At 72.5% G+C, this 20,931-nt stretch carries 18 protein-coding genes and 1 tRNA gene; 3 read left to right on the top strand and 16 right to left on the bottom strand.

Features of this window, described 5'->3' with window-relative positions; genetic code table 11:
* From AOM00_RS13165 to AOM00_RS13180, 4 genes are all read right to left on the bottom strand, one after another.
* The coding region (locus AOM00_RS13165; protein ID WP_156159176.1) for a VOC family protein at positions 1-449 on the bottom strand (449 nt) is incomplete at its 3' end.
* A gap of 98 nt (positions 450-547) precedes the next feature.
* Positions 548-1,396 carry a MerR family transcriptional regulator gene (locus AOM00_RS13170; protein ID WP_062518230.1) on the bottom strand — a complete coding sequence of 283 codons (849 nt, stop codon included), beginning with the start codon at positions 1,394-1,396 and terminating at the stop codon, positions 548-550.
* A gap of 50 nt (positions 1,397-1,446) precedes the next feature.
* On the bottom strand, positions 1,447-1,671 hold the full coding sequence (locus tag AOM00_RS13175; RefSeq protein WP_062518231.1) for a DUF6458 family protein: 225 nt from the start codon (positions 1,669-1,671) through the stop codon (positions 1,447-1,449).
* 193 nt (positions 1,672-1,864) lie between these two features.
* Positions 1,865-2,317: a hypothetical protein gene (locus tag AOM00_RS13180; protein ID WP_156159177.1), complete on the bottom strand. Its 453-nt coding sequence runs from the start codon at positions 2,315-2,317 to the stop codon at positions 1,865-1,867.
* Positions 2,318-2,435: 118 nt separating this feature from the next.
* On the opposite strand from AOM00_RS13180, the gene AOM00_RS13185 reads away from it, so the two are divergent.
* A tRNA-Gly gene (locus AOM00_RS13185) sits at positions 2,436-2,506 on the top strand.
* An 18-nt stretch (positions 2,507-2,524) separates the two neighbouring features.
* On the opposite strand, the gene AOM00_RS13190 is transcribed toward AOM00_RS13185, so the two are convergent.
* The 5 genes from AOM00_RS13190 to AOM00_RS15675 form a co-directional block, all read right to left on the bottom strand.
* Complete coding sequence (locus tag AOM00_RS13190) at positions 2,525-3,739, bottom strand: MFS transporter (protein WP_062518285.1); 1,215 nt, start codon at positions 3,737-3,739, stop codon at positions 2,525-2,527.
* Positions 3,736-4,296 carry a DUF5317 family protein gene (locus AOM00_RS13195; RefSeq protein WP_228373511.1) on the bottom strand — a complete coding sequence of 187 codons (561 nt, stop codon included), beginning with the start codon at positions 4,294-4,296 and terminating at the stop codon, positions 3,736-3,738. The genes AOM00_RS13190 and AOM00_RS13195 overlap by 4 nt, the downstream gene beginning before the upstream one ends.
* Before the next feature lie 10 nt (positions 4,297-4,306).
* Positions 4,307-6,379: a putative bifunctional diguanylate cyclase/phosphodiesterase gene (locus tag AOM00_RS13200; RefSeq protein ID WP_062518234.1), complete on the bottom strand. Its 2,073-nt coding sequence runs from the start codon at positions 6,377-6,379 to the stop codon at positions 4,307-4,309.
* Between the two features lie 322 nt (positions 6,380-6,701).
* A complete protein-coding gene (locus AOM00_RS13205; protein WP_156159179.1) occupies positions 6,702-8,726 on the bottom strand; it encodes a putative bifunctional diguanylate cyclase/phosphodiesterase in 2,025 nt (674 codons plus the stop codon).
* A 149-nt stretch (positions 8,727-8,875) separates the two neighbouring features.
* Complete coding sequence (locus AOM00_RS15675) at positions 8,876-9,439, bottom strand: DUF4190 domain-containing protein (RefSeq protein WP_062518236.1); 564 nt, start codon at positions 9,437-9,439, stop codon at positions 8,876-8,878.
* A 588-nt stretch (positions 9,440-10,027) separates the two neighbouring features.
* Here AOM00_RS15675 and AOM00_RS13215 point away from each other — a divergent pair.
* Positions 10,028-11,413, top strand: coding sequence for a UTP--glucose-1-phosphate uridylyltransferase (locus tag AOM00_RS13215; RefSeq protein ID WP_062518237.1), 1,386 nt, complete (start codon positions 10,028-10,030; stop codon positions 11,411-11,413).
* Between the two features lie 9 nt (positions 11,414-11,422).
* Here the strand turns inward: AOM00_RS13215 and AOM00_RS13220 are convergent, their stop codons facing one another.
* From AOM00_RS13220 to AOM00_RS13230, 3 genes are all read right to left on the bottom strand, one after another.
* The gene (locus AOM00_RS13220) at positions 11,423-13,273 is read right to left on the bottom strand and encodes a bifunctional copper resistance protein CopD/cytochrome c oxidase assembly protein (protein WP_062518238.1); all 1,851 of its coding nucleotides are present in this window, start codon (positions 13,271-13,273) and stop codon (positions 11,423-11,425) included.
* Between the two features lie 48 nt (positions 13,274-13,321).
* Positions 13,322-13,834, bottom strand: a complete 513-nt coding sequence (locus AOM00_RS13225; protein WP_062518239.1) for a hypothetical protein — start codon at positions 13,832-13,834, stop codon at positions 13,322-13,324.
* 76 nt (positions 13,835-13,910) lie between these two features.
* Positions 13,911-14,933, bottom strand: a complete 1,023-nt coding sequence (locus tag AOM00_RS13230; protein ID WP_062518240.1) for a DUF2332 domain-containing protein — start codon at positions 14,931-14,933, stop codon at positions 13,911-13,913.
* A gap of 72 nt (positions 14,934-15,005) precedes the next feature.
* Between AOM00_RS13230 and AOM00_RS13235 the strand changes: the two genes are divergently transcribed.
* Positions 15,006-16,121 carry a winged helix DNA-binding domain-containing protein gene (locus AOM00_RS13235; RefSeq protein WP_062518241.1) on the top strand — a complete coding sequence of 372 codons (1,116 nt, stop codon included), beginning with the start codon at positions 15,006-15,008 and terminating at the stop codon, positions 16,119-16,121.
* Between the two features lie 6 nt (positions 16,122-16,127).
* Here AOM00_RS13235 and AOM00_RS13240 read toward each other — a convergent pair whose 3' ends face one another.
* The 4 genes from AOM00_RS13240 to pdhA form a co-directional block, all read right to left on the bottom strand.
* Positions 16,128-17,231: a hypothetical protein gene (locus AOM00_RS13240; protein WP_062518242.1), complete on the bottom strand. Its 1,104-nt coding sequence runs from the start codon at positions 17,229-17,231 to the stop codon at positions 16,128-16,130.
* A gap of 65 nt (positions 17,232-17,296) precedes the next feature.
* Entirely contained in the window at positions 17,297-18,676 is a 1,380-nt protein-coding gene (locus tag AOM00_RS13245) for a dihydrolipoamide acetyltransferase family protein (RefSeq protein ID WP_062518243.1), read from the bottom strand.
* A 10-nt stretch (positions 18,677-18,686) separates the two neighbouring features.
* Entirely contained in the window at positions 18,687-19,700 is a 1,014-nt protein-coding gene (locus AOM00_RS13250; RefSeq protein ID WP_082097068.1) for an alpha-ketoacid dehydrogenase subunit beta, read from the bottom strand.
* Complete coding sequence (gene pdhA / locus AOM00_RS13255; RefSeq protein ID WP_062518244.1) at positions 19,697-20,824, bottom strand: pyruvate dehydrogenase (acetyl-transferring) E1 component subunit alpha; 1,128 nt, start codon at positions 20,822-20,824, stop codon at positions 19,697-19,699. Before pdhA ends, AOM00_RS13250 begins: the two co-directional genes overlap by 4 nt.
* Between the last annotated feature and the right edge of the window lie 107 nt (positions 20,825-20,931).

Here is a 20,931-nt window from a genome sequence, read left to right on the forward strand (position 1 = left end):
GCGAGCCCGGTGCCCTCGGTCAGCGGCGACACCAGCATCCACCGGATGCCGTAGCGGTCCACGCAGGTCGCGAACAGCTGCCCCCAGAACTGCGCGATCGGCCCGAAGGTCTCGAGCGCCCCCTCCGACAGCCGGCCGTGGAGCTCGCGCAGCGCGTCCTCGTCGTCGAGCTCGAGGTTGATCGACATCGCGTTGCCCGCGACGAGCGTGTGCCCCATCGACGGCAGGATGTCCGTGCCGTGGATCTGGTGGCCCCCCACGGTCGGGAGGGCGACATGCATGACCCGTACGCCCTCCTCCTCCGGCAGCTCGGGCGCACCCGGACCCGGCGGGATGTCCCGCATCCGCTGCAGCGGCGCGGAGTAGTCGCCCCCGAACACGTCCCGGTAGAACGCGAAGGCCTCCTCGCAGGTGCCGTCGAAGTTGAGGTACGTCGAGACGCTGGCCATGATTCCTCCCGGGCGGGTACGGCGACGATGCCACCGGCCAGGCTACGTCCGGCGGGGACGATGCGCGAGGCCGCCCGCGCATCGTCCCCAGGTCCGCGTCAGCGGGCCGTGAACGGGAACGCGATGTCGCACACCGGGTCGGTGGGCGCCGCCGCCATCACGTCGGCGAAGTAGACCTCGCGGGACGGGAGGTCCTCGCGCATCGAGCCGTGAGCCAGCACCCATTCGGCGACCGCGTCGTAGGCGTCGAGGATGTCGGGGAACTCGACCTCCGCCGCGGCGAGGGTGGTGAAGGCCTCCTGGTGCGCGGGCTCGAGGCGGATGGAGATCCCGTCCGCGGGCCTGGCGTCGGGGGAGACGACGATGCAGGCCTCGACGAGCGCGCTCGAGTCGGGCGTGACGCTGCCGTGGTAGAGCACGTAGGTCGGCTCGTCGACGGTGGTCGTGAGCGCGCGGAGGCCGGGATGGGCCTCGGCATGCTGGAAGAGCGTGGAGAACGCCTCCATGATGAAGGCCTCCAGCTCGGGCTGGTAGAGCTCGCGGCCGATGACGGCGAGCGTCCGCTCCGGGACGGTGCGGGTCGAGATGTCCATGGCTGCTCCCTGCTGTCGCAGTTGTCGGGTGAGGTAGCGGCCGATCCCCCGACGCTCGTCATGGCGCCTCTCCTGCGCGGCCCACCAGCCGGTGAACGCCTCCACGGCCTCCTCGGGCCCCGTCGCGTGGTCGAGGACCTCGCGGATGACGGGGAGCGGGACGTCCATGCGACGCATCGTGCCGATGAGCGTGGCACGCCGGACCTGGTCCGGCGCGTACCAGCGGTACGAGGTGACGGGATCGACCCGCACGGGGGCGAGGATGCCCTGCTCGTCGTAGTGCCGCAGCGCCTTGACGGTCAGGCGGCTCAGAGCGGCGAGCTCGCCGATGCTGAGAAGCTCATCCGAGTGCATGCCCTCACCCTGGACCCTCCCCCCATGGGAGGGTCAAGGGCAGGGTGCGGTCAGCCCTCGACGCGGTGCTGGTCCACGTGCTCGTCGCGGATCTCGCGGTGGGTGGTGTTGCTGCGCTGCTGGTTCGCGATGAGCGACACGATGATCGCGACCACGCCCGCGCCCATGCAGATCCAGCCGATCATCACGAGGTCCACCGCGTCGACGGAGTCGTTGATCGCGAACGCCGCGATCGCGCCGACCACGATGAGGAAGATTCCGGTACCCAGAGCCATGATGCGTTCCTCCCACGAGCCCTTTCCGCGCCGCCGGACCGTCCGGCGGCGGGGCGCCTCAGCGCGGACCCGCCAGGATCGACAACGCACGTGTGCCAGGGACGATGCCCGGAGGCCTCGCGGAGCACCCGTTCATCAAGCCGATCTACCAGGCACGATGAAATCGCTCGGAGGTGGGAATAGGGGGCCGGGATCAGCCCTCGTCGTCGGCGATGATCGCGCACGCCTCGCGGTTCAGCGCCTTGAGGCCCTTCGCCTCGAGGACCACGCTCTGGAGCAGCTCCTCGCCGCCCACCTCGAGGACCACCTGAGCGCTGGTCTCGCCGCCCCCCGCCGGGCAGGTCACCACCCCGAGCGGGAGGGTGACCACCGCATCGTCCCCCGGCGTGAGCACGACGTCGATGCCGACGGCGTCGACGCGCTCGAAGTACGGCGAGAAGACGGTGCCGCCCGAGACCTTCACCGGCTCGCTCGACGGGTTGCTCAGCGTGACCTCGAGCGCGCGCGTCGCGTAGACATGCTCGGGCACCTGGGCGGGTGCGGCGGTCGCGAGGATCGGGTAGGTCGGCGCTCCGGAGCAGCCGGCGAGGACCGGCACGGCCGCCGCGACGATCAGGGCGGCACGGCGCAGGGGACGAGGCGGCATGGGAGCCATTCTGGACCGTCGGGCCCCGCCCCGATACCGGCGAGCGCCGTCGCGCCGCTGCGCCCGGCCCTCGCGGGACCCCCTACAATGGGTGACGCACGGCCTCCGGGCCGTTCACGCGGGTGTAGTTCAATGGTAGAACTTCAGCTTCCCAAGCTGATAGCGCGGGTTCGATTCCCGTCACCCGCTCGCTGGCGAAGGCCCCTCCTACGAGGGGCCTTCCGCATTCTCGGAGGCGGTCGCCGCGGACCCGGCGGCACCGGTCCGGCGATCGACGCCGACCGCGACCCCCACCGCGAGCTGCCCCGCGGCGAACGCGAGCAGCAGCACCAGGGTGGGCGTCCATGACCCGGTCGACTGAGCGAGCACGCCCGCGACCACGGGACCGGCGGCGGCGAGCAGGTAGCCGACCGACTGCGCCATGCCGGACAGCTGGGTGGTCTCCGCCGAGGTCCGCCCGCGCAGGCTCATGAGCGACAGCGACATGACGAGCGAGGCGCCGGAGCCCACTCCCGCGATCGTGATCCAGACCAGCGGGGCGCCGGGCGCGGCCAGCAGACCCGCCATGCCGATGCCCAGCGGCACCGTGGCGGTCACCGCCGCGCCGACCTGGCTGCTCGGGCGCATCGCGAAGGGGATCAGCAGGCCGCCGCCGATCCCGACGATCTGGTAGACGAACAGGTGGATGCCCGCCGTGTGGGCCGAGACGCCGAGCGAGGCCTCGATGGTCGGGAGCCACGTCACCAAGACGTAGAAGCTGGTCGCCTGCAGGCCCATGAAGGCCGTGACCAGCCACGCCGTCCCCGACCGCCACGTGCTCGCATGGGCGAGGTGCGCCTCGGCCACCGTCGCGGCGGGGTCATGCGCGACGCGCGTCCGGAGCCACCACACGACGACGATGACGGCGAAGGGCGCAGCCCACACGCCCAGCGAGAGCCTCCAGGTGCCGATCTCCGCGAGGGGCACCGCGACCGCCGCACCGATGGCCGCCGCACCCGCGATCACGGCCGAGTAGGCGCCCGTCGCGACCGCGATCCTGTCGGGGAGGTCGCGCTTCACGATGACGGGCACCAGCACGTTGCCGATCGCGACGGTCGCGCCGATCACCGCGGTGCCGAGCCACAGGCCTGGCGCACCGGTCCACGACCGCACCACGACGCCGATCACGAGCCCCGCGAGCGCCGCCAGCAGCGTCCCTTCCGCCCCCCACCGACGCGACAGGCGGTGGACCAGGGGCGAGACGGCCGCGAAGCCCAGCAGCGGCAGCGCGCCGAGCAGCCCCAGAGCGCCCTCGCCCAGGCCGAGATCGGCGCCGATGTCGCCGAGCACGGGGCCGACGGCGGTCTGCGCGGGACGCAGCGCGAGCGCGACCACGTAGACCGCGAGCGCGGCCGCGAGGCTGCCCCGCGAGCGCGCGGTCATCGGTCCGACGGGACCGGCGCCGCCTCGTCCTCGGACGGCGTCGGACGACCGGCGCGCAGGGGCCGGGCGCCCGCCCACGCCACCATCGCGACGCCGACGACGATGAGCACGTCGCCGACGCTGAACGTGTTGGCGAGGGGAAGCGGCTCGGGCCACGCGAACACGTCGCCCAGCCAGGGCAGGACGGGGCTGTCCATCACGGCGGTGTTGGCGAAGGCGTGGTCGGGGTCGATGCCGGCGGCGGCGGTCGCCGCCGCGCTCGCCGGCAGCACGCCGCCGTTGAGCGCGATGGTCACGCCGTTCGAGACCGCGCCCGCGGCGACGACCAGCACGCCGGGCACGGAGCGGTTGAGCCACAGGAAGGCCAGGGCGGCGACGTACGTCGCGAGGTGCAGGGCCGGGGCGAAGCCGTCGGGGAGGGGAACGTCGATGAGGACGATCTGCGCGCCGAGCGCCGCCCAGATGAGGATGGGGAGGCGCCAGCTTCCCAGCAGCAGGCCCGCGGGCCACCGCAGCGCGACAAGGGGCGACAGCACCGCGAGGAGGCACGCCGCCATGACGAGCACGTCAGGCCCCCTCGCCTGGCCCGCCGGCGTCGGCGCGCGCGGGTGCGACCGCGGCAAGGTAGGCGTCGAGCTCGGCGGCCACGACCGGCATGCCCAGGTGGTAGCCCTGGCCGATGACCTCGCCCAGGCCCCGGAGCTCGTCCACGGTGGCGGCATCCTCGATGCCCTCCGCGACCACGCGCAGATCGAGCTCGAGGGCGAGCGCGATGGTCGAGCGCACGATGATGAGGTCGTGGTGGTCGGCACCGATGTTGCTGACGAAGGAGCGGTCGATCTTGAGCTCGTCGATCTCGAGGCGCTTGAGGTAGCTGAGCGAGGCGTTGCCGGTGCCGTAGTCGTCGATCGCGATCGACACGCCGAGGTGGCGCAGGGCCCTCAGCACAAGGTCGGCACGGGCGGGATCCGACAGGATCGCCGTCTCGGTCACCTCGAGCACGAGCGACGAGGCGGGCACCCCGTGACGCGCGAGGACGAGCGCGACCTGCTGCGGCAGGCCCTGGTCCGAGAGGTGGCGCGCCGACAGGTTCACCGCGATGCGGAAGTCGTGGCCCGCGGCGCGCCACCGCGCGACCTGGGCGAGCGACTCCTCCAGCACGAAGGCGGTGAGCGGGAAGATGAGCCCCGAGTTCTCGGCAAGGGGGATGAACTCGTCGGCACGCACGAGCCCGCGCTCGGGGTGCCGCCAACGGATGAGCGCCTCGACGCCCACGACGCGACCCTCGGCCAGCGCGACCTGCGGCTGGTAGACCAGGTGGAGCTGGCCGGAGTCGAGCGCTCCACGGAGGTCGGCGAGCAGGCGCAGCCGCTCGACCGTGTTGATGTCGAACTCCGGGGAGAACGTGCTGATGCGGTCGCGCTCGAGCTTCGCGTGGTAGAGCGCGATGTCCGCGTTCTTCATGAGCGCCTCGCTGTCGTCGCCGTGCACCGGGGCGGCCGCGACGCCCGCGCTGGCTCGCACGAGCAGCTCGAGGCCGTCGATGCGGAGCGGCTTGTCGAGCGCGGCCAGCAGATCGGCGGCGACCTGGCGCGCCTCGACGACGGAGCCGTGGACCGCGACCGCGAACTCGTCCCCGCCGAGGCGATGGACCGAGGCCGACTCGGGCGCGACGTCGACGAGGCGCGCGGCGACCTGCCGCAGGATCTCGTCCCCCACGGGATGGCCCAGGGTGTCGTTGAAGTCCTTGAAGTGGTCGAGGTCGAGCAGGACGAGGCCCGGACCCTTGGCGACGACGGCGCCGCGCGCCTCGAGCGCGCGGTCGAGCTCGTAGTACAGCTGGCCGCGGTTCCGCAGCCCGGTCAGCGAGTCGTGGGTGGCGTCATGCGCATGACGCGCGGCCGCGGCGGCGAACATGTGCGCCGCGACGACGGGCGCTCCCAGCAGCACGAGCGCGGCGACGCCGTCCGCGGCGACGTCCGCCGCCACGCCGCCGACGCAGAGCAGGACCATGTTCATCAGGAGGAAGTCGCGCAGGTCCTCACGGAGCACCCGGCCGATGGGCAGCCCCGACGACAGCGAGATCACGCCCGCCACGAGGACCCAGTTGGTCCCGATCATGCACAGGCCCGCGGCGAGCAGCGACGGGATGTGCGCGGGATGCGCCGGGTCGGGCGCGCCGAGCAGGGCCGTGCCGGACAGGGCCGCGTACACGACGGCGGCCACGAGCACGCTCACCGCGTACTGCGCGGTGTTGAAGATCGACTTCCGGGGGTCGCGTCGGTGCACCGCGTCGTCGAGCAGGCTGGCCGCCACCTGGGTGAGGACCGCGACGACGACGCCGGCGACGGGAACGAGCGCCAGCACGAAGGGCGCGGACGTCGACAGGGTGCGCGCGTCGCCCGCGCCGTGCAGCAGACGGATCGGCTTCACCTCGCCGGTGATCGCCGCCACGACGAGGAACACGGTGGGCCACACCGCACCGGCATGCACCGCATGCGTCCACGGGGTCGCCACGAGCATGGTGAGCACACCCGCGTAGCCGAGCACGCAGACGGCGATGATGTAGGCCGTCAGGCGCGACGACGGCGGCGCCGGGACATGCGTCCCGGCGCCGCTGTCTGGACCGTCTAGGGTCACGCCCACTTCCATCCGGCGCCCGCCACCACGGCGACCGCGATCAGGGTGCCGGCGCCCGCGGAGGCCTTGACGATCGCGCTGTTCTTCATCTTGGTCCACTTGTTCATGATTCTCTCCCTTGTGTCGACGACGCCGTTGGCAGAGACGGACCGTTCGAACGGCTGAGGTGTCCGAAATGTCCGATTATCACCACACACGACATCGTCCTGCCTGGTTGTCGACCGGATAGGCCCCGGTCGATGGTCATTCTGTCCCATCACCGCCAGGCCCGCCAGGGTCATGCGGGTGACGACACCTTAAACGAAGCACAGCCACCCGGTCCTCACGCGCGTGCCTGGGCCGGCAGACCGTTGGCACGGATCAGCATCTCCTCGACCACATCGGCCGGTCCCGGGCGCCCCACGTGATAGCCCTGCGCGACCACATCCCCGAACCCGCGCAACGCCTCGATGGTGAGCTCGTCCTCGACCCCCTCGGCGACCACGCGGAGCCCCAGCTCGAGGGCGAGCGCGATGGTCGAGCGCACGATGATCATGTCGTGCCCCTCGGCGCGGATGTTGCTCACGAACAGCCGGTCGATCTTGAGCTCGTCGACCTCGAGGCGGCGCAGGTAGCTGAGGGAGGCGTTGCCCGTCCCGTAGTCGTCGATGGCGATGGTGACGCCGAGCGCGCGCAGCCCTCGGATGACCAGGTTCGCGCGGGCCGGATCGGAGAGGATGGCCGTCTCCGTCACCTCGAGCACCAGCGACGATGCGGGCACGCCATGGCGCTGGAGGGCGAGCGCGATCTGCTGCGGCGCGGCCAGGTCCGACAGGTGCCGGGCCGAGAGGTTGACGGACATCCGCACGTCATGACCCTTGATGCGCCACTGCGCGAGCTGCGCGAGCGCGGTATCGAGCACCACGGTGGTGAGCCGGAAGATCAGGCCCGAGTCCTCGGCGAGCGGGATGAACACATCGGGGCCGATGGGGCCGCGTACGGGGTGGTTCCATCGTGCGAGCGCCTCGACCGCGACCAGCCGCCGGCCGGCGATGTCGAGCTGCGGCTGGTAGACCACGTCGAGCGAGCGTGCGTCGATCGCGGCTCGCAGGTCGGCCAGCAGGCGCAGGCGCTCGACGGTGTTCGCGTCGTACTCGGGCGAGTAGACGCTGATCCGGTCGCGCTCGAGCTTGGCGTGGTAGAGCGCGATGTCGGCGTTCTTCATGAGCCCCGAGACGTCCTCGCCGTGCATGGGCGCCACGGCGATGCCGGCGCTCGCGCGCACCAGCAGCTCGAGATCGTCGATGCGGACGGGCTCCTCGAGCGAGGCGAGCATGCGCGCGGACAGCGCACGCGCGTCCTCGACGGTGCCGGCGATCACCACCGCGAACTCGTCGCCACCGAGGCGGTGGACAGGCGCGTCCTCGGGCACCGCGGAGGCGAGCCGCTGGGCGACCACGCACAGGATCTGATCGCCGACGGGGTGGCCGAGCGTGTCGTTGAAGACCTTGAACAGGTCGAGGTCGAGCAGGATCAGGCCCGGCCCCTGGCCCGCATGCCGCGGTCCGTCGGCCAGCGCCTCCTCGAGCGTCTGGTTGAGCCGGGTGCGGTTGCGCAGGCCCGTGAGCGGGTCATGCGCCGCCTCATGCGCGTGCCGCGCCCCCGCCGACGCGAAGCGCCGCGCCGCGATGGCGGGCGGGACCAGCAGCGCGAGGACGCCGATGCCGTGCGGGGCGATGTCCGCGGCGATGCAGCCGAGGGCCATCAGCACGGCGTGGGTCGCGATGAACTCGCCGGCGTCGGTGCGCAGGGGCGCACGCACCTCCTGGCCGGTGGCGAGCGCGATCGCGAGGCCGACGATCACCCAGTTGAGCACGATCATGATGAGCCCTGCGAGCATGAGCGCGCCCATCCGGATCGCGTGCGCGCCGGCGCTCCTCTCCCCCGCGAGGTCGCCCGCGAGGCCCTGGTAGACCGCGCTCGCGATGAGCACGCACACCGCGTACTGCGCGGCGTTGAAGAGGATCTTGTACAACGGTCGGCGGGTCCGCACGTCGTCGATGACGGTGCTGAGCACCTGGACCGTCACGGCGATCACGGGGCCGCTCACCGCGAGCACCGCCAGCACGGCGGGCGTCGCGAGCGAGAGCTTGCGCGTCTCCTCGCCGTTGCGCACGATCACGATCGGGCGGATCTCGCCCACGATCGCGAACACCGCGAGGAAGACGATCGAGGTGATCCTGGTGCCGTTGAGCTCCGGCGGGACCTCGCGCGTCAGCGCGGTCGCGATGGTGCCGGCGAACCCGAGCACCGTGATCGCAGCGATGTACAGCGCCAGCAACCGGGGTCGCGGCTGACGTGTGCTCATCGTCCCTCCGGGTCCGTCATCGTGAGGCGGCCGGACCGCTGTGCGGCCCTCGGTGCGCGAGCGTCCCAGGTGGAGGCCCTCCGACCGCCTTATCGGCAGCGTGCGGCGGTCGGTGAGGATTCCGAGGCGGATGATCCGGACAAGCCGGCTCAGGAGCAGGAGTCGACCAGGCCCTCGGTCGCCGCGTAGGCGACGGACTGCTCACGGTCCGTGTCGAGCGTGATGCACCAGTCGGCCGCGGAGGAGCCGGTGTAGGTCACCGCGGTCACGTCGGGCGAGGTCCGGTCGACGGCCACGCCGTCGACCCGGTAGGAGTCGTCGGCGAGCTCGACCGTCACCGCGGCGGCCGTCGGGTCCTCGACGAAGCGCGCGACCACGGCGTTGCCCACGGTGATGGCGTCGACCTGGGCGTGCGCGACCGCCGCGGCATCCGACCCCTCGGTGCCGGTGTGGATCAGCCAGCCCGCGAGCCACAGGAGCGAGCCGACCACCCCGAGCACCAGGCCCGCGAGCGGCCAGGACCGGCGGCTCGCCGCGCCCGTGCTCCAGCGCCGCAGCCCGATCGCACCGAGCCCGATCGCCACAGGTCCGAGCCCCAGGCAGCCGGTCACGAAGGCCGCGACACCGATCCCGTCGCCCCGTGCGACAGGCGCGCCGTCCTCGACCTCGCGCTCGATCGTGTCGACCATCCCGTCCTCGCTCTCGCCTCGCATCCGGCACAGTCTCGCACGGCGGCGCGGGGCGACGATGCGCGGGCGCGGAGGACGGCGAAGGCCCCCCGGAATTCGGGTCCGGGGGGCCTTGCCTGAAGCACGAGAGACCACGGCAGGGGGGCACCCGCATCGCGGCGACGACCTCTCGGCCGACTCCCCGGGCCCGTCTGCCCTGTGCCGTCACCCACAGGTCGCGCAGCCGCGTCGAGGCTGCGGACATGGACCGCCGTTGTCCGAGGAGTCCGATCAGGATCTCGTGCGCCTCACCCTCGCCCCCGCCGCACGCCGTCGCCGTCGTCCGGTGGGTCCGACGGCCTCGGGGAGCGCTCTCACGTCCCCCGTCGGCGCGCGTCGCACCTTCTCGCTAACGGCGTTTCTACTCGCGTCGGGCGGGCACTGCAAGGGGTACCGGACAGGCTTCTCCTGTCCACCGCGCGCCCACATGTTCATCCACATGAATCGTGCGGAGACTCGGGGTTTTACCCACACCTGTGGATGAAATCTGTGGAAACGACGTGATGCCTGCATCATGCGAACCTCGCGCCGAACCCTGGCGGGGAGGGCCGACCCACCCGTACGCTCGGGGGCATGACGACCGCTCCTGGACTCATCGCCGCCCAGGCCAAGATGGCCGCTGCCGGGGTCGACCAGACCGCCATCGACGTGTTCTCGCACTACTTCGGGGAGCTCGAGGCGGGCGCCACCGGGCTCATCCGCGAGGACACGATCGAGCCGCTGCTCGATCCACCGTTCCTCGAGGGCGTGGAGGTCTCCGACGCGCAGGCGCGCGACGCCCTCGCCAGGACCGCGATCATCCGGCTCAACGGCGGGCTGGGCACCTCGATGGGCATGGACAAGGCGAAGTCCCTGCTACCCGTGCGCGACGGGAGGTCCTTCCTGGACCTGATCGTCGCGCAGGTGCAGCAGGCACGCGCCGTTACCGGGGCATCGCTGCCGCTGGTGCTGATGAACAGCTTCCGGACGCAGGAGGACTCGCTCGAGGCCCTCGCGCCGTACGCGGACCTCGCCGTGGACGGCCTGCCCCTCGACTTCCTGCAGAACGCCGAGCCCAAGCTGCTGGTCGACGGCCTCCTGCCGGTCGAGTGGCCCCAGGACCCGACGCTCGAGTGGTGCCCGCCGGGTCACGGCGACATCTACACGGCGCTCCTGGGCTCGGGGATCCTCAAGGCGCTGCTCGATGCGGGCTACCGTTACGCGTCCACAGGCAACTCGGACAACCTGGGCGCCGTCCCCAGCGCACGCATCGCCGGCTGGTTCGCAGCCTCGGGCGCCCCGTACGCCGCCGAGCTGTGCCGCCGCACGGCTGCCGACCGCAAGGGCGGGCACCTTGCGATCCGCAAGGCCGACAGCCGTCTCATCCTGCGCGACACCGCGCAGACGGCCCCCGAGGAGATGCACTACTTCACGGACGAGCATCACCACCCGTTCTTCCACACGAACAACCTGTGGTTCGACCTCGAGAAGCTGTATGCCGCGCTCACGGAGCGCGGTGCCGTGCTGGGGCTGCCCCTCATCCGCAACGTGAAGAACGTGGACCCCACCGACCCGTCGAGCCCCGAGGTGTTCCAGATCGAGACGGCCATGGGTGCCGCGATCGAGGTATTCGAGGGCGCGACGTCCATCGTGGTGGGACGCGACCGGTTCCTCCCGGTCAAGACCACCAACGACCTGCTGCTGCTGCGCTCCGACGCGTACGACCTGGGCGAGGACGGCGGCCTGCGGCTGGCGCTGCCCGCGGCCCCGTTGGTCGACCTCGACTCGAAGCACTACAAGACCATGTCCGCGTTCGAGGCGCGCTTCCCGCAGGGCGCCCCGTCGCTGCGCGACGCGACGGCGCTGACGGTGCGCGGCGACTGGACGTTCGGCGCAGGCGTCGTGTGCCGCGGCGAGGTCACGCTCGAGGACACCGGCAAGCCGGAGACCATCCCCGACGGGACGGTGCTCGAGGGCTGAGGCGCGCGCTCAGCGCTCCGTGCGCGCGTCCTCCTCGGCCGTCGCCGCGAGCATCGCGTTGTAGGCCTTCAGCTCGGCATCGTCGTCCCGGTCGGCCTTGCGGTCGCGCCTGCGGGTCTCCTTCGCATCGGCGCGCCTCCAGGCGACGATGATCCCGATCGCGAGCGCCACCACCGGCAGCTCGCCGATCCCCCACGCGACGCCCCCGCCGTACTGCTGGTCGGTGATCGCGTCGGGGCCCCACGTGCGCCCCATGAGCCCGAAGTACGTCGGCGCGAGCAGCACGGTCGACATCATGATCGCGACGCCGAAGAAGGCGTGGAACGCCATCGTGGCGAACAGCAGCACGATGCGCAGCGGGTAGCCGGGCCGCGTGGGCCCGGGGTCGATCCCGACGAGCGCGTTGACGAACAGGTACCCCACGACCGTGAAGTGCAGCGTCATCCACAAGTGCCCCGCGTGGTTGCGCAGCGCGAGCTCGAACAGCGGCGAGTAGTAGAAGACGATGAGGAAGCCCGCGAAGGAGACGGCGGCCACGATCGGGTGGGCCCAGAAGCGCATCCAGCGCGACTCGACCACCGTGCGGATCCACTCGCGCGGCCCCATCGATCCGTCGGCGCGCGGCGGGAGCGCTCGGAGAGCGAGCGTGATGGGGGCGCCGAACGTGAGCGGCACCGGCGCGACCATCACCAGGAGCATGTGCTCGAGCATGTGCCCCGAGAAGGTGGTCATGCCGTAGACGGTGGGACCGCCCTGCGTGATCCAGACCATGAGCACGATGCCCGCCATCCAGCTCGCGGTGCGGTGCCATGGCCACGCGTCCCCGCGGCGGCGCAGGCGCCTCACACCGATCGCGTAGACCACCGCGAGCGCCACGAGCACGAAGGCCGCGATGATCTCGAGCCGCCACAGCCCGACCCAGGTCGCGAGGGTGGGCGCGGGCGGGAGCTCGTAGCCGGTCAGCTGGTAGGCCGGGCTCGGCTCCTCGACGGGGACGATGGGGATGGGCGGCGCCGTGGACGCGAGCACCGCCGCGACCCCCATGACCGCGACGAGCGCGCCGACGTCGACCATCATGAGGCGCCAGAAGCGGGCCGCGACCTGCCTCTCGGACAGCCGCGGCAGCGCGATGCGGCGGTGCACCACCGCGAGGGTGATCGCGACCACCATGAGCCCGGTCTTGAGCAGCAGCAGGCGGCCGTACTGGGTGGTCCACAGCTCCGACGGCTCCGACAGCCGGATCCAGCCGTTCGCGAGACCCGAGACGACCACGGCCGCCGCGGCCCAGATCGCGATCCGCGATGCGCGCACCATCGCGTCCTTGGCGAGGGCGCCGAGCACGCCGCGGAGCGCGAGCATCACCCCGATCACGCCCGTCCAGACGGTCGCGCCGACCAGGTGGAGGAACATCGCGGAGGTCGCGAGGTGGTGGTCCGCGGCGCCCGCGGCGTGACCGGTCTGCGCGAGCCACGCGAGCGCCCATGCGACGGGGACCAGGGACCAGGCGGCGAGCGCGGGCGTGCGCACCAGGGTGCACAGCACCGAGGCCACCAGGCCCGCGGCGAGGACCTGCAGGTAGGCCTGGAGCAGGTCGACGGACATCGAGTAGCTCCACCACTCCTCGACGAACCGCGACGCGTCGGGCAGGGTGCCGCGGATGCTCGCGTACGTGGCCATCGAGTGCGAGAACGCGCCGAGCACCCACCCGATCGATCCGAGCCTGGCGATCAGCGAGGCGCGCGCGACCGCGCGATGCCCCGCAGGCAGCACGCCCGCGATCACCAGCAGCGCGCCCGCGGTCGCGGCGATGGACAGGTCCCTCGCCGCGGCGCTGAGCGTCACGAGCGTCTCGACCGTCATGCCGACCAGCGTAGAGCGCGGTGCCGCCGTGCCGGTCCGCGTCGGGGGCTACGCGCCGGTCGCCTCCCCCACGATGGCCGCGGCCTGCAGGACGAAGAAGACCACGTACGCGACCGCGCCGAGGAGGGTGAGGCAGCCCAGCGCGATGCCCACGGCGGCGGTCCGGCCGTTCGTGGCGAAGCGCCTCGCGGCGGCGTTCCAGCCGCGCACGCCGTAGTAGACCGATGCGAGGCCCGCGCCGACGTAGACCCACAGCACGCCGCCGGCGAAGAACATGATCACCGTCGCCAGCAGCGCGGCACCACCGACCCCGACGGAGATGTGCCCGTAGTAGTTGTGCTCCATGCTGATCCCGCGCCCGCGGACCTGGTCCTGAGCGCTCTCCTTGCGCACGGGCGGCTCGTAGGGCTCGTACGCCGGCTGCTCGTCCCACGCCGCCGCCGGCTGCGGCGCCCAGATCGCGGCCGGCGCGGGCTCCGCGACGTGCTCCGGCTCGGCCGTCGCCGGCAGGGACGCGAACGAGTCGTCCGGATCCGGATAGAACGTGTCCTCGTGCGGCATCGGCACCCCCCGGTGATGGTGGCGCCAGACTAACGAGAACGACGCGCGTCCTCAAGGATTGTGCCAGGGACGATGCTCACGGCTCGGCGATCCACTCGCCGTGGTGGTGGGCGGACGCGACGGGGGCGACCTCGCGCGGGCGCAGGCCCAGGCGCACGTCCGAGCCGCCGTGCGCGGAGGGCTCGAAGGCGATGCGGGCGGTGGGCCGCAGCCGCGCGACCTGCGCCACGGCGTCGTCGAGCGCGTCCTGCTGCTCCGAGGTCAGCTGGTAGACGGCGATCGAGTGCCAGAGCACCAGCGGGCCCTCGGGGAGTGCCGCCGCGATGCCGAGGAGCGTCCGGGTCGCATCCCCCGCGACCATGGTCACGGCCGTCTCGCGGTGGAGCGCGATCGCTGCGCGCAGCCGCGCGAGCCGCGCCCCCTGCTCGGGCCAGACGAGCGCCTCGAGCCACGCCGCCTGGTCCGGGTCCTCCACGTCGACGGGCGACAGGTCGAGCCCGGTGCGGGTCGCGAGCCGCGGGACCGCTCTCGGGAGCGGCAGCCCTCCCCGCAGCTCCGCCTCGACCGTCAGCGGACCCTCGCCCATGACGGCGTCGCCGTAGCGGTATGCGAGCCGGTCGAGCAGGAGGCACAGGCCGGCGGAGGCCCCGATGTCGATCGCGTGGACGGGCCCCTCCCACCGCTCCGTCGCCGCCACGTGGGCGAGCGCGGGCATGAGCACCGCGCAGCGGCGGACCTCGTTGGTCTGGGTGCGGCGCGTGGCCGCGAGACGCGCGATGTCGTCACGCCGGCCCAGCACGAAGTCCCGGAAGGCCTCGTACGCCGCATCGTCCGGAGTGCGGGCGACACCGACGAGGCGGGGGTACCACGCCGCGAGCGCCTCGTCCGGGGCGAGGAGCAGCTGCACCGCCGCGAAGAGGATGTTGAGCGGCGGTGCGGCACGGATGCCGGCGACCACCTCGACCAGCTCGGGGTCCTCCGCGATGCGCGTCGCGTACAGCGAGTACAGCGGCGAGTCGACCGCGTACGGGGCCCACGCGCGCACCGCCTCCGCGACCGCCTCGAGGTCCTCGGGGTCGTCTGCCAGCCAGGCGCTCATGGGGACTCCTTGCAAGTTACTTTGCCAAACCTTGATGAATGGCGAGCGTAGCGCACGCACTACCGTGGCGGCATGAGCGCGCCCACCCTCAGCCTCGCCCGGATCCGTGGGATGCGCATGCGCGCGCTGCTGCTCACGGGCGAGCGCGGCCACGCGCTGGGCGAGGGACCAGGCGGCGTCGGCCGCGTCGTCGAGCACATGGGCGCCATGCAGGCGCAGGACGTCGCGTCGGGACGCTGGTCGCTCGGCGTCCGGCTCCCGGGCCTCACCGCGGCGGACGTCGACGCCGCGATCGACAGCGGGGAGGTCCTGCGGACGTGGCCGATGCGCGGCACCATGCACCTGGTGCCGCCTCGGGATGCGGCGTGGATGACGGCGCTCATGAGCTCGCGGCCCCGCGCCGCCGCGGCCGCTCGCCGCGCCGGGCTCGGGCTCACCGACAGCGATGTCGCGCGCGGCGCCGAGGCGCTCCGCGACGCCCTCGCCGGCCGGCGCCTCACGCGGTCCGCGTGCCTGGAGGCGCTCGATGCGGCCGGGATCCCACCTGCAGGCCAGCGCGGCTACCACGTCATGGTCGACGCGGCGCAGGCGGGCGTGGTGTGCGTCGCCGGGGAGCAGGGCAAGGAGCAGCTGTTCGCCCTGCTGGACGAGTGGGCACCCGATCCGCATCGGCCCACGCGCGACGAGGGCCTCGGCATCCTCGCCGCACGCTACGTGCGCTCGCACGGACCCGTGACCGAGCGGGACCTGGCCCGGTGGACCGGGCTGCCGCTGCGCGACTGCCGGGCAGGGATCGCGGTGGCGGGCGACGCCGTGACGCGGGTGGAGACCGAGGCGGGGACGATGCTCGTGGCACCGGACGCGCTCGCCGCCGAGGCCGTCGACCTCGACGACCTCGCGCTGCCCGGCTTCGACGAGCTGGTGCTGGGCTACGGCGACCGGACCGCCCAGCTCGACAAGGAGCACGAGGCCGCGGTGGTGCCCGGCGGCAACGGCGTCTTCCGCTCGACCTTCGTGCTCGGCGGGCGCGTGGTCGGCACCTGGAGGCGCACGCTGCGGGCGCGCTCGGTATCCGTGGAGGCCCACGACATCGTCGGGCTCGGCGCGTCCGAGAGGGAGCGATGCGAGCGCGCGCTCGAGCCGTTCGGCGCGTTCGTGGGCCTGCCGGTCACGCTGGGGTGGGCCTGAGCCCTGTCAGTCGAGCGGCAGGTCCAGCCGCTGCGCGAGCTCGGGGCTCGCCTGCTCGAGGACGCCCATCACGGCCGCGAAGGCCAGGTCGATCGGGATCATGCCGTCCTTCACCGGCGACTCCGGAGCGGGGGCGCCCGAGCGCACCAGCTCGTCCTTCTCGCCGATCACGGTCACGCCGAGGCGCTCGAGCACGGACCACTGCTGCTCGGCCAGCTCGCGCACGAACCCCTGCATCGCCGCAGGCACGCCGACCCTCGCCTCATCGGGACCGGGGGTGCGCCGGCTCTGGATGCGGAAGTAGGCCCCGCGATGCAGCAGACGGAAGTACTCGTCGCTGCTCAGCCCCTCCTCGCGGGCGAGCGCGCCCAGCCGCAGCGCGAACTCGGTCTCGACCGCGGTGAAGCCGCGGTTGGCGCGGCCCTGGTCCTGGGCCTCGCCCGCGGGCCGCAGGTCCTCGACGTCGAGCCCGAGCAGCGCGGCGAAGCTGCGGAAGACGCGGTCCGGGTCCGCCTTGTCGACCACCACGGCGGTGACGTTCTCCGCACCGAAGGCCTCGACCCATGGGCGCAGCGCACCCGCGTGGCGCCAGGCCTTGGGCACCCGCTCGGTCGCGTCGGGGCCGAGGAAGGCGGAGAGCCAGGTGCCCACATCGGCGGTGATCCGCCCGTTGCGGACGTTCTGCTGCCACAGCGAGACGATGAACGCCTCGAGGTTGCGCGTGGTGAGCACCACCGACGCCGACGACCCGAGCGACTCGCGCGCGAAGTCGATCGCCTTGCGGTTGAGCAGGAGCCCGAGCTCCTCGGTCACGAGCGTGCGCGCCCGCGGATCCGCCTCGCGCTGCTCGAGCAGCGCGAGCCACGCGGTGGGCTCGGCGACCTCGCCGCGGCCGTAGGCCATGAGCGACCGCACCGCATGCTTGTGCTTGAGCTGGAACACCGCCTCGGCGTCGGGGCGCGGATAGATCACGCCCTTCGCAGCGAGCTCCTCGCGGCGCTGCGACGCGGCGAACTGGAGGGCGGAGGTGCCGGTCTTCGGCGCCCCGATGTGGAGCAGGGTCGCGCCCTCAGGGATCGCGACGAGCGGCAGCGCGGCGTCGTTCGGCATGGTCCCCGAGCATAGCCGCCGGAGCGTCGCCGCCCCGGAGCGGGTGGCAGACGGTCCGGTCCCCGCTAGCCCCAGACGAGCCCCTGCGCCGGGTCGCTCATGACGCGGCCCACGTCGGCGAGCACGCGCGCGCCGAGCTCGCCGTCCACCAGGCGGTGGTCGAAGCTCAGCGCGAGCTGCGTGACCCAGCGGATCTTGATCTCGCCCTCGTGGACCCACGGCTGCTCGCGGATCGCGCCGAAGGCCAGGATCGCCGACTCGCCGGGGTTGAGGATCGGCGTGCCGGTGTCGATGCCGAGCGGACCCACGTTGGTGATCGAGATGGTGCCGCCCGCGAGCGCGCCGGGCGGCGTGCGGTTCTCGCGCGCGAGCGACGTGAGCTCGCCGATCTCCACCGCGAGCTCGTGCAGCGGCAGGCGGTGGGCGTCCTTGATGTTCGGCACCAGGAGCCCCCGCGGCGTCGAGGCCGCGATGCCCAGGTTGACGTAGTGCTTGTAGACGATCTCCCGCGCCTCGTCGTCCCAGCTCGCGTTGATCTCGGGATGGCGGCGCACCGCGAGCAGCAGCGCCTTCGCGACGATCAGCAGCGGCGTCACGCGCACGTCCTGGAAGTCGCGGTCCGCCTTGAGGCGCTTGACCAGGTCCATCGTGGCCGTCACGTCCGCCGTGTGGAACACGGTGACGTGCGGCGCCGTGAACGCCGACTTCACCATCGCCTCGGCGGTGCGCTTGCGCACGCTCCTGACCGGCACGCGGGTCGAGCGGCCGCCGTCGGACGAGTAGCCCGACTCGAGCCACGGCTGGTCGTCGTTGGTGTCGTAGGTGGTGAGCGCGCGCGTCGAGCGCGCCTTGGCCGCCTGCTCGACGTCCTCACGCGTGACCAGGCCCCCGGGCCCCGACGGCGTGACCGTGGTGATCTCGACGCCGAGCTCGCGCGCGAGCTTGCGCACGGGAGGCTTCGCGAGCACGGGGTACTCGGAGCTCTCGCCGGCGCCGCCGACGGGCTCGAGCGCGCCTTCCTTGCGCGGCCGACGCCGCGCGGACCCGGCGGAGACGCCGTAGCCCACGAGCACGGCACCGGAGGACTCGGCCTCCGGTGCAGGCGCCTCCTGCTCCGCCGCCTCCGCGGTCGGGACGCTCGGTACCGCCTCGTCGGCCTCGGACACCCCTCCCGGGACCTCCATGGCCGGCTCACCCCCGGGATCCGTGTCGAACCGGGCGATCGGGGCGCCCACCTCGACGGTGTCGCCCTCGGCGACCAGCAGCTCGGTCACCACGCCGTCCACGGGGCACGGGAGCTCGACCAGCGACTTCGCGGTCTCGATCTCGACCAGCGGCTGGTTCACCTCGACGGTGTCGCCCACGGCGACGCGCCACGTGACCACGTCGGCCTCGGTCAGGCCCTCGCCCGCATCGGGCATGTGGAAGGTCTCGAAGGTAGGCATGCGGGCCCTCTCAGTGCGTCATCACGCGGTCGACGGCGTCGAGCACGCGGTCCAGGCTGGGCAGGTAGTCGTGCTCGAGCTTCGACCCAGGGTAGGGCGCATGGAAGCCTCCCACGCGGAGCACGGGCGCGTGCAGGTGGAAGAAGGCCTGCTCCGTGATCCGGGCGGAGAGCTCGGCACCGGGGCCGAAGGCCGTCGGGGCCTCGTGGACGATGACCACGCGCCCGGTGCGCTTGGCGGACCGGAGCACGGTGTCGGAGTCGAGCGGGGACACCGAGCGCAGGTCGATCACCTCGACGCTGGTCCCGTCCGCGCCGGCGACCTCGGCCGCCTGCAGCGCCAGGCGCATCGTCGGGCCGTAGGCCACCAGGGTGACGTCCGAGCCCTCGCGCGCGACGCGGCCGCGCGACATCTCCGCGGTGGCGGCGGCGGCGGCGTGCTCGCCCTCGAGCTGCGCGGCGATGCGCGACTCCTCCACCTCGCCCTTGTCCCAGTAGCGGGCCTTGGGCTCGAGGAACAGCACGGGGTCGGGCGACGCGATCGCCTGCTGGATCATGTCGAACGCGTCCTGCGGCGTCGCCGGGGAGATGACGCGGAGCCCGGCGGTGTGCGCGAACAGCGCCTCCGGGCTCTCGGAGTGGTGCTCGACCGCGCCGATGCCGCCCGCGAACGGCACGCGGATGACCACCGGCAGCGTGATCATGCCCTGCGAGCGGTAGTGCATCTTCGCGAGCTGTGTGGTGATCTGGTTGTAGGCGGGGAAGATGAATCCGTCGAACTGGATCTCGATCACGGGGCGGTAGCCGCGCATCGCCATCCCGATCGCGGTGCCCACGATCCCGGACTCCGCGAGCGGCGTGTCCATGACGCGATCGCCGCCGAAGTCCTTCCACAGCCCGTCGGTGACGCGGAAGACCCCGCCCAGCTGGCCGATGTCCTCGCCCATGAGCAGCACCTTGGGGTCGCGCTCCATCGCGGCGCGCAGCCCGCGGTTGATCGCACCTGCCATGGTCATGGTGGTCATGCGTGCGCCCCCTGATCGGCGAAGGACCTCTCGTACCGCGAGAACCACGCGCGCTCGGCGGCGACGGTGGCGTGCGGCTCCGCGTAGACGTGGTCGAACATCGTCGCGGTCTCGGGCCGGCTCCACGCCTTGACGGTCTCGCGCGTGCGACGGCCCAGCTCCTTGGCCTCGGCGCGCGCGGCCTCGACGGCCTCATCGGACAGCTCGCCGATGCTCCGCAGATAGGCCTCGAGACGCGCGATCGGGTCGCGCTCGGCCCAGTAGGCCTCGTCCGCGTGCGAGCGGTAGCGGGTCGGGTCGTCCGACGTGGTGTGCGCGCCCATCCGGTAGGTGAACGCCTCGATGAGCACGGGCCCCGCCCCGGAGCGCGCGTGCTGGAGCGCCCATTGCGTGACGGCGTAGGACGCGATCACGTCGTTGCCGTCGACGCGCACGGACGGCACCCCGAAGCCCGCGCCGCGCTGCGCGAGCGGGACGCGGCTCTGACGCGTGGTCGACTCCGAGATCGCGAACTGGTTGTTCTGCACGAAGAAGACGATGGGGGCATCGTTGACGGCCGCGAACGTGAGCGCCTCGTTGACGTCGCCCTGGCTGGTCGCGCCGTCGCCGAAGTAGCAGACCACCGCGCCGTCGCTGTCCTGCCCCGTGCCGACCAGGCCGTCGCGCGCCATCGCCATGGCGTAGCCGGTCGCGTGCAGCGCGTGCGCGCCGATCACCAGCGTGTAGAGGTGGAAGCCGTGCGCCGCGGGGTCCCACGCGCCGTGCTGGAGCCCGCGGAAGATCCGCAGGATCTCGGGCAGGTCGACGCCGCGGGTGTGGGCGACGGCATGCTCGCGGTAGGACGGGAAGACGAAGTCGGACGGGCGCAGCGCGTGCCCGGAGCCGATCTGCGCGGCCTCCTGCCCGACCGCCTGGACCCACAGGCCCAGCTCGCCCTGCCGCTGGAGGCTGGTCGCCTCCTGATCGAACGCGCGGACCACCGTCATGTCGTGCCACATGCGTCGCAGCCGGACCGGGTCGAGGTCGGCGGCATAGCGTCCGAAGTCGGGATGATCGAGGCGCTCCCCGGTGTGGCTGAGCAGCCTTACCAGGCCTTCCTCCGAGAGCGGACCGTGAGTGCTCATGCGGTCCTCCTTCCGTCCTGCGTGCGGGGCGAGGGGGCCCCTGAGAAACCTACGCCAGCGTAGGCTACGGAACCGTAGGTTAGCAATCGGAGCGAATCGGGCTCGTG

Source organism: Demequina gelatinilytica (assembly GCF_000971115.1).
GTDB classification, from domain to species: Bacteria; Actinomycetota; Actinomycetes; order Actinomycetales; family Demequinaceae; genus Demequina; species Demequina gelatinilytica.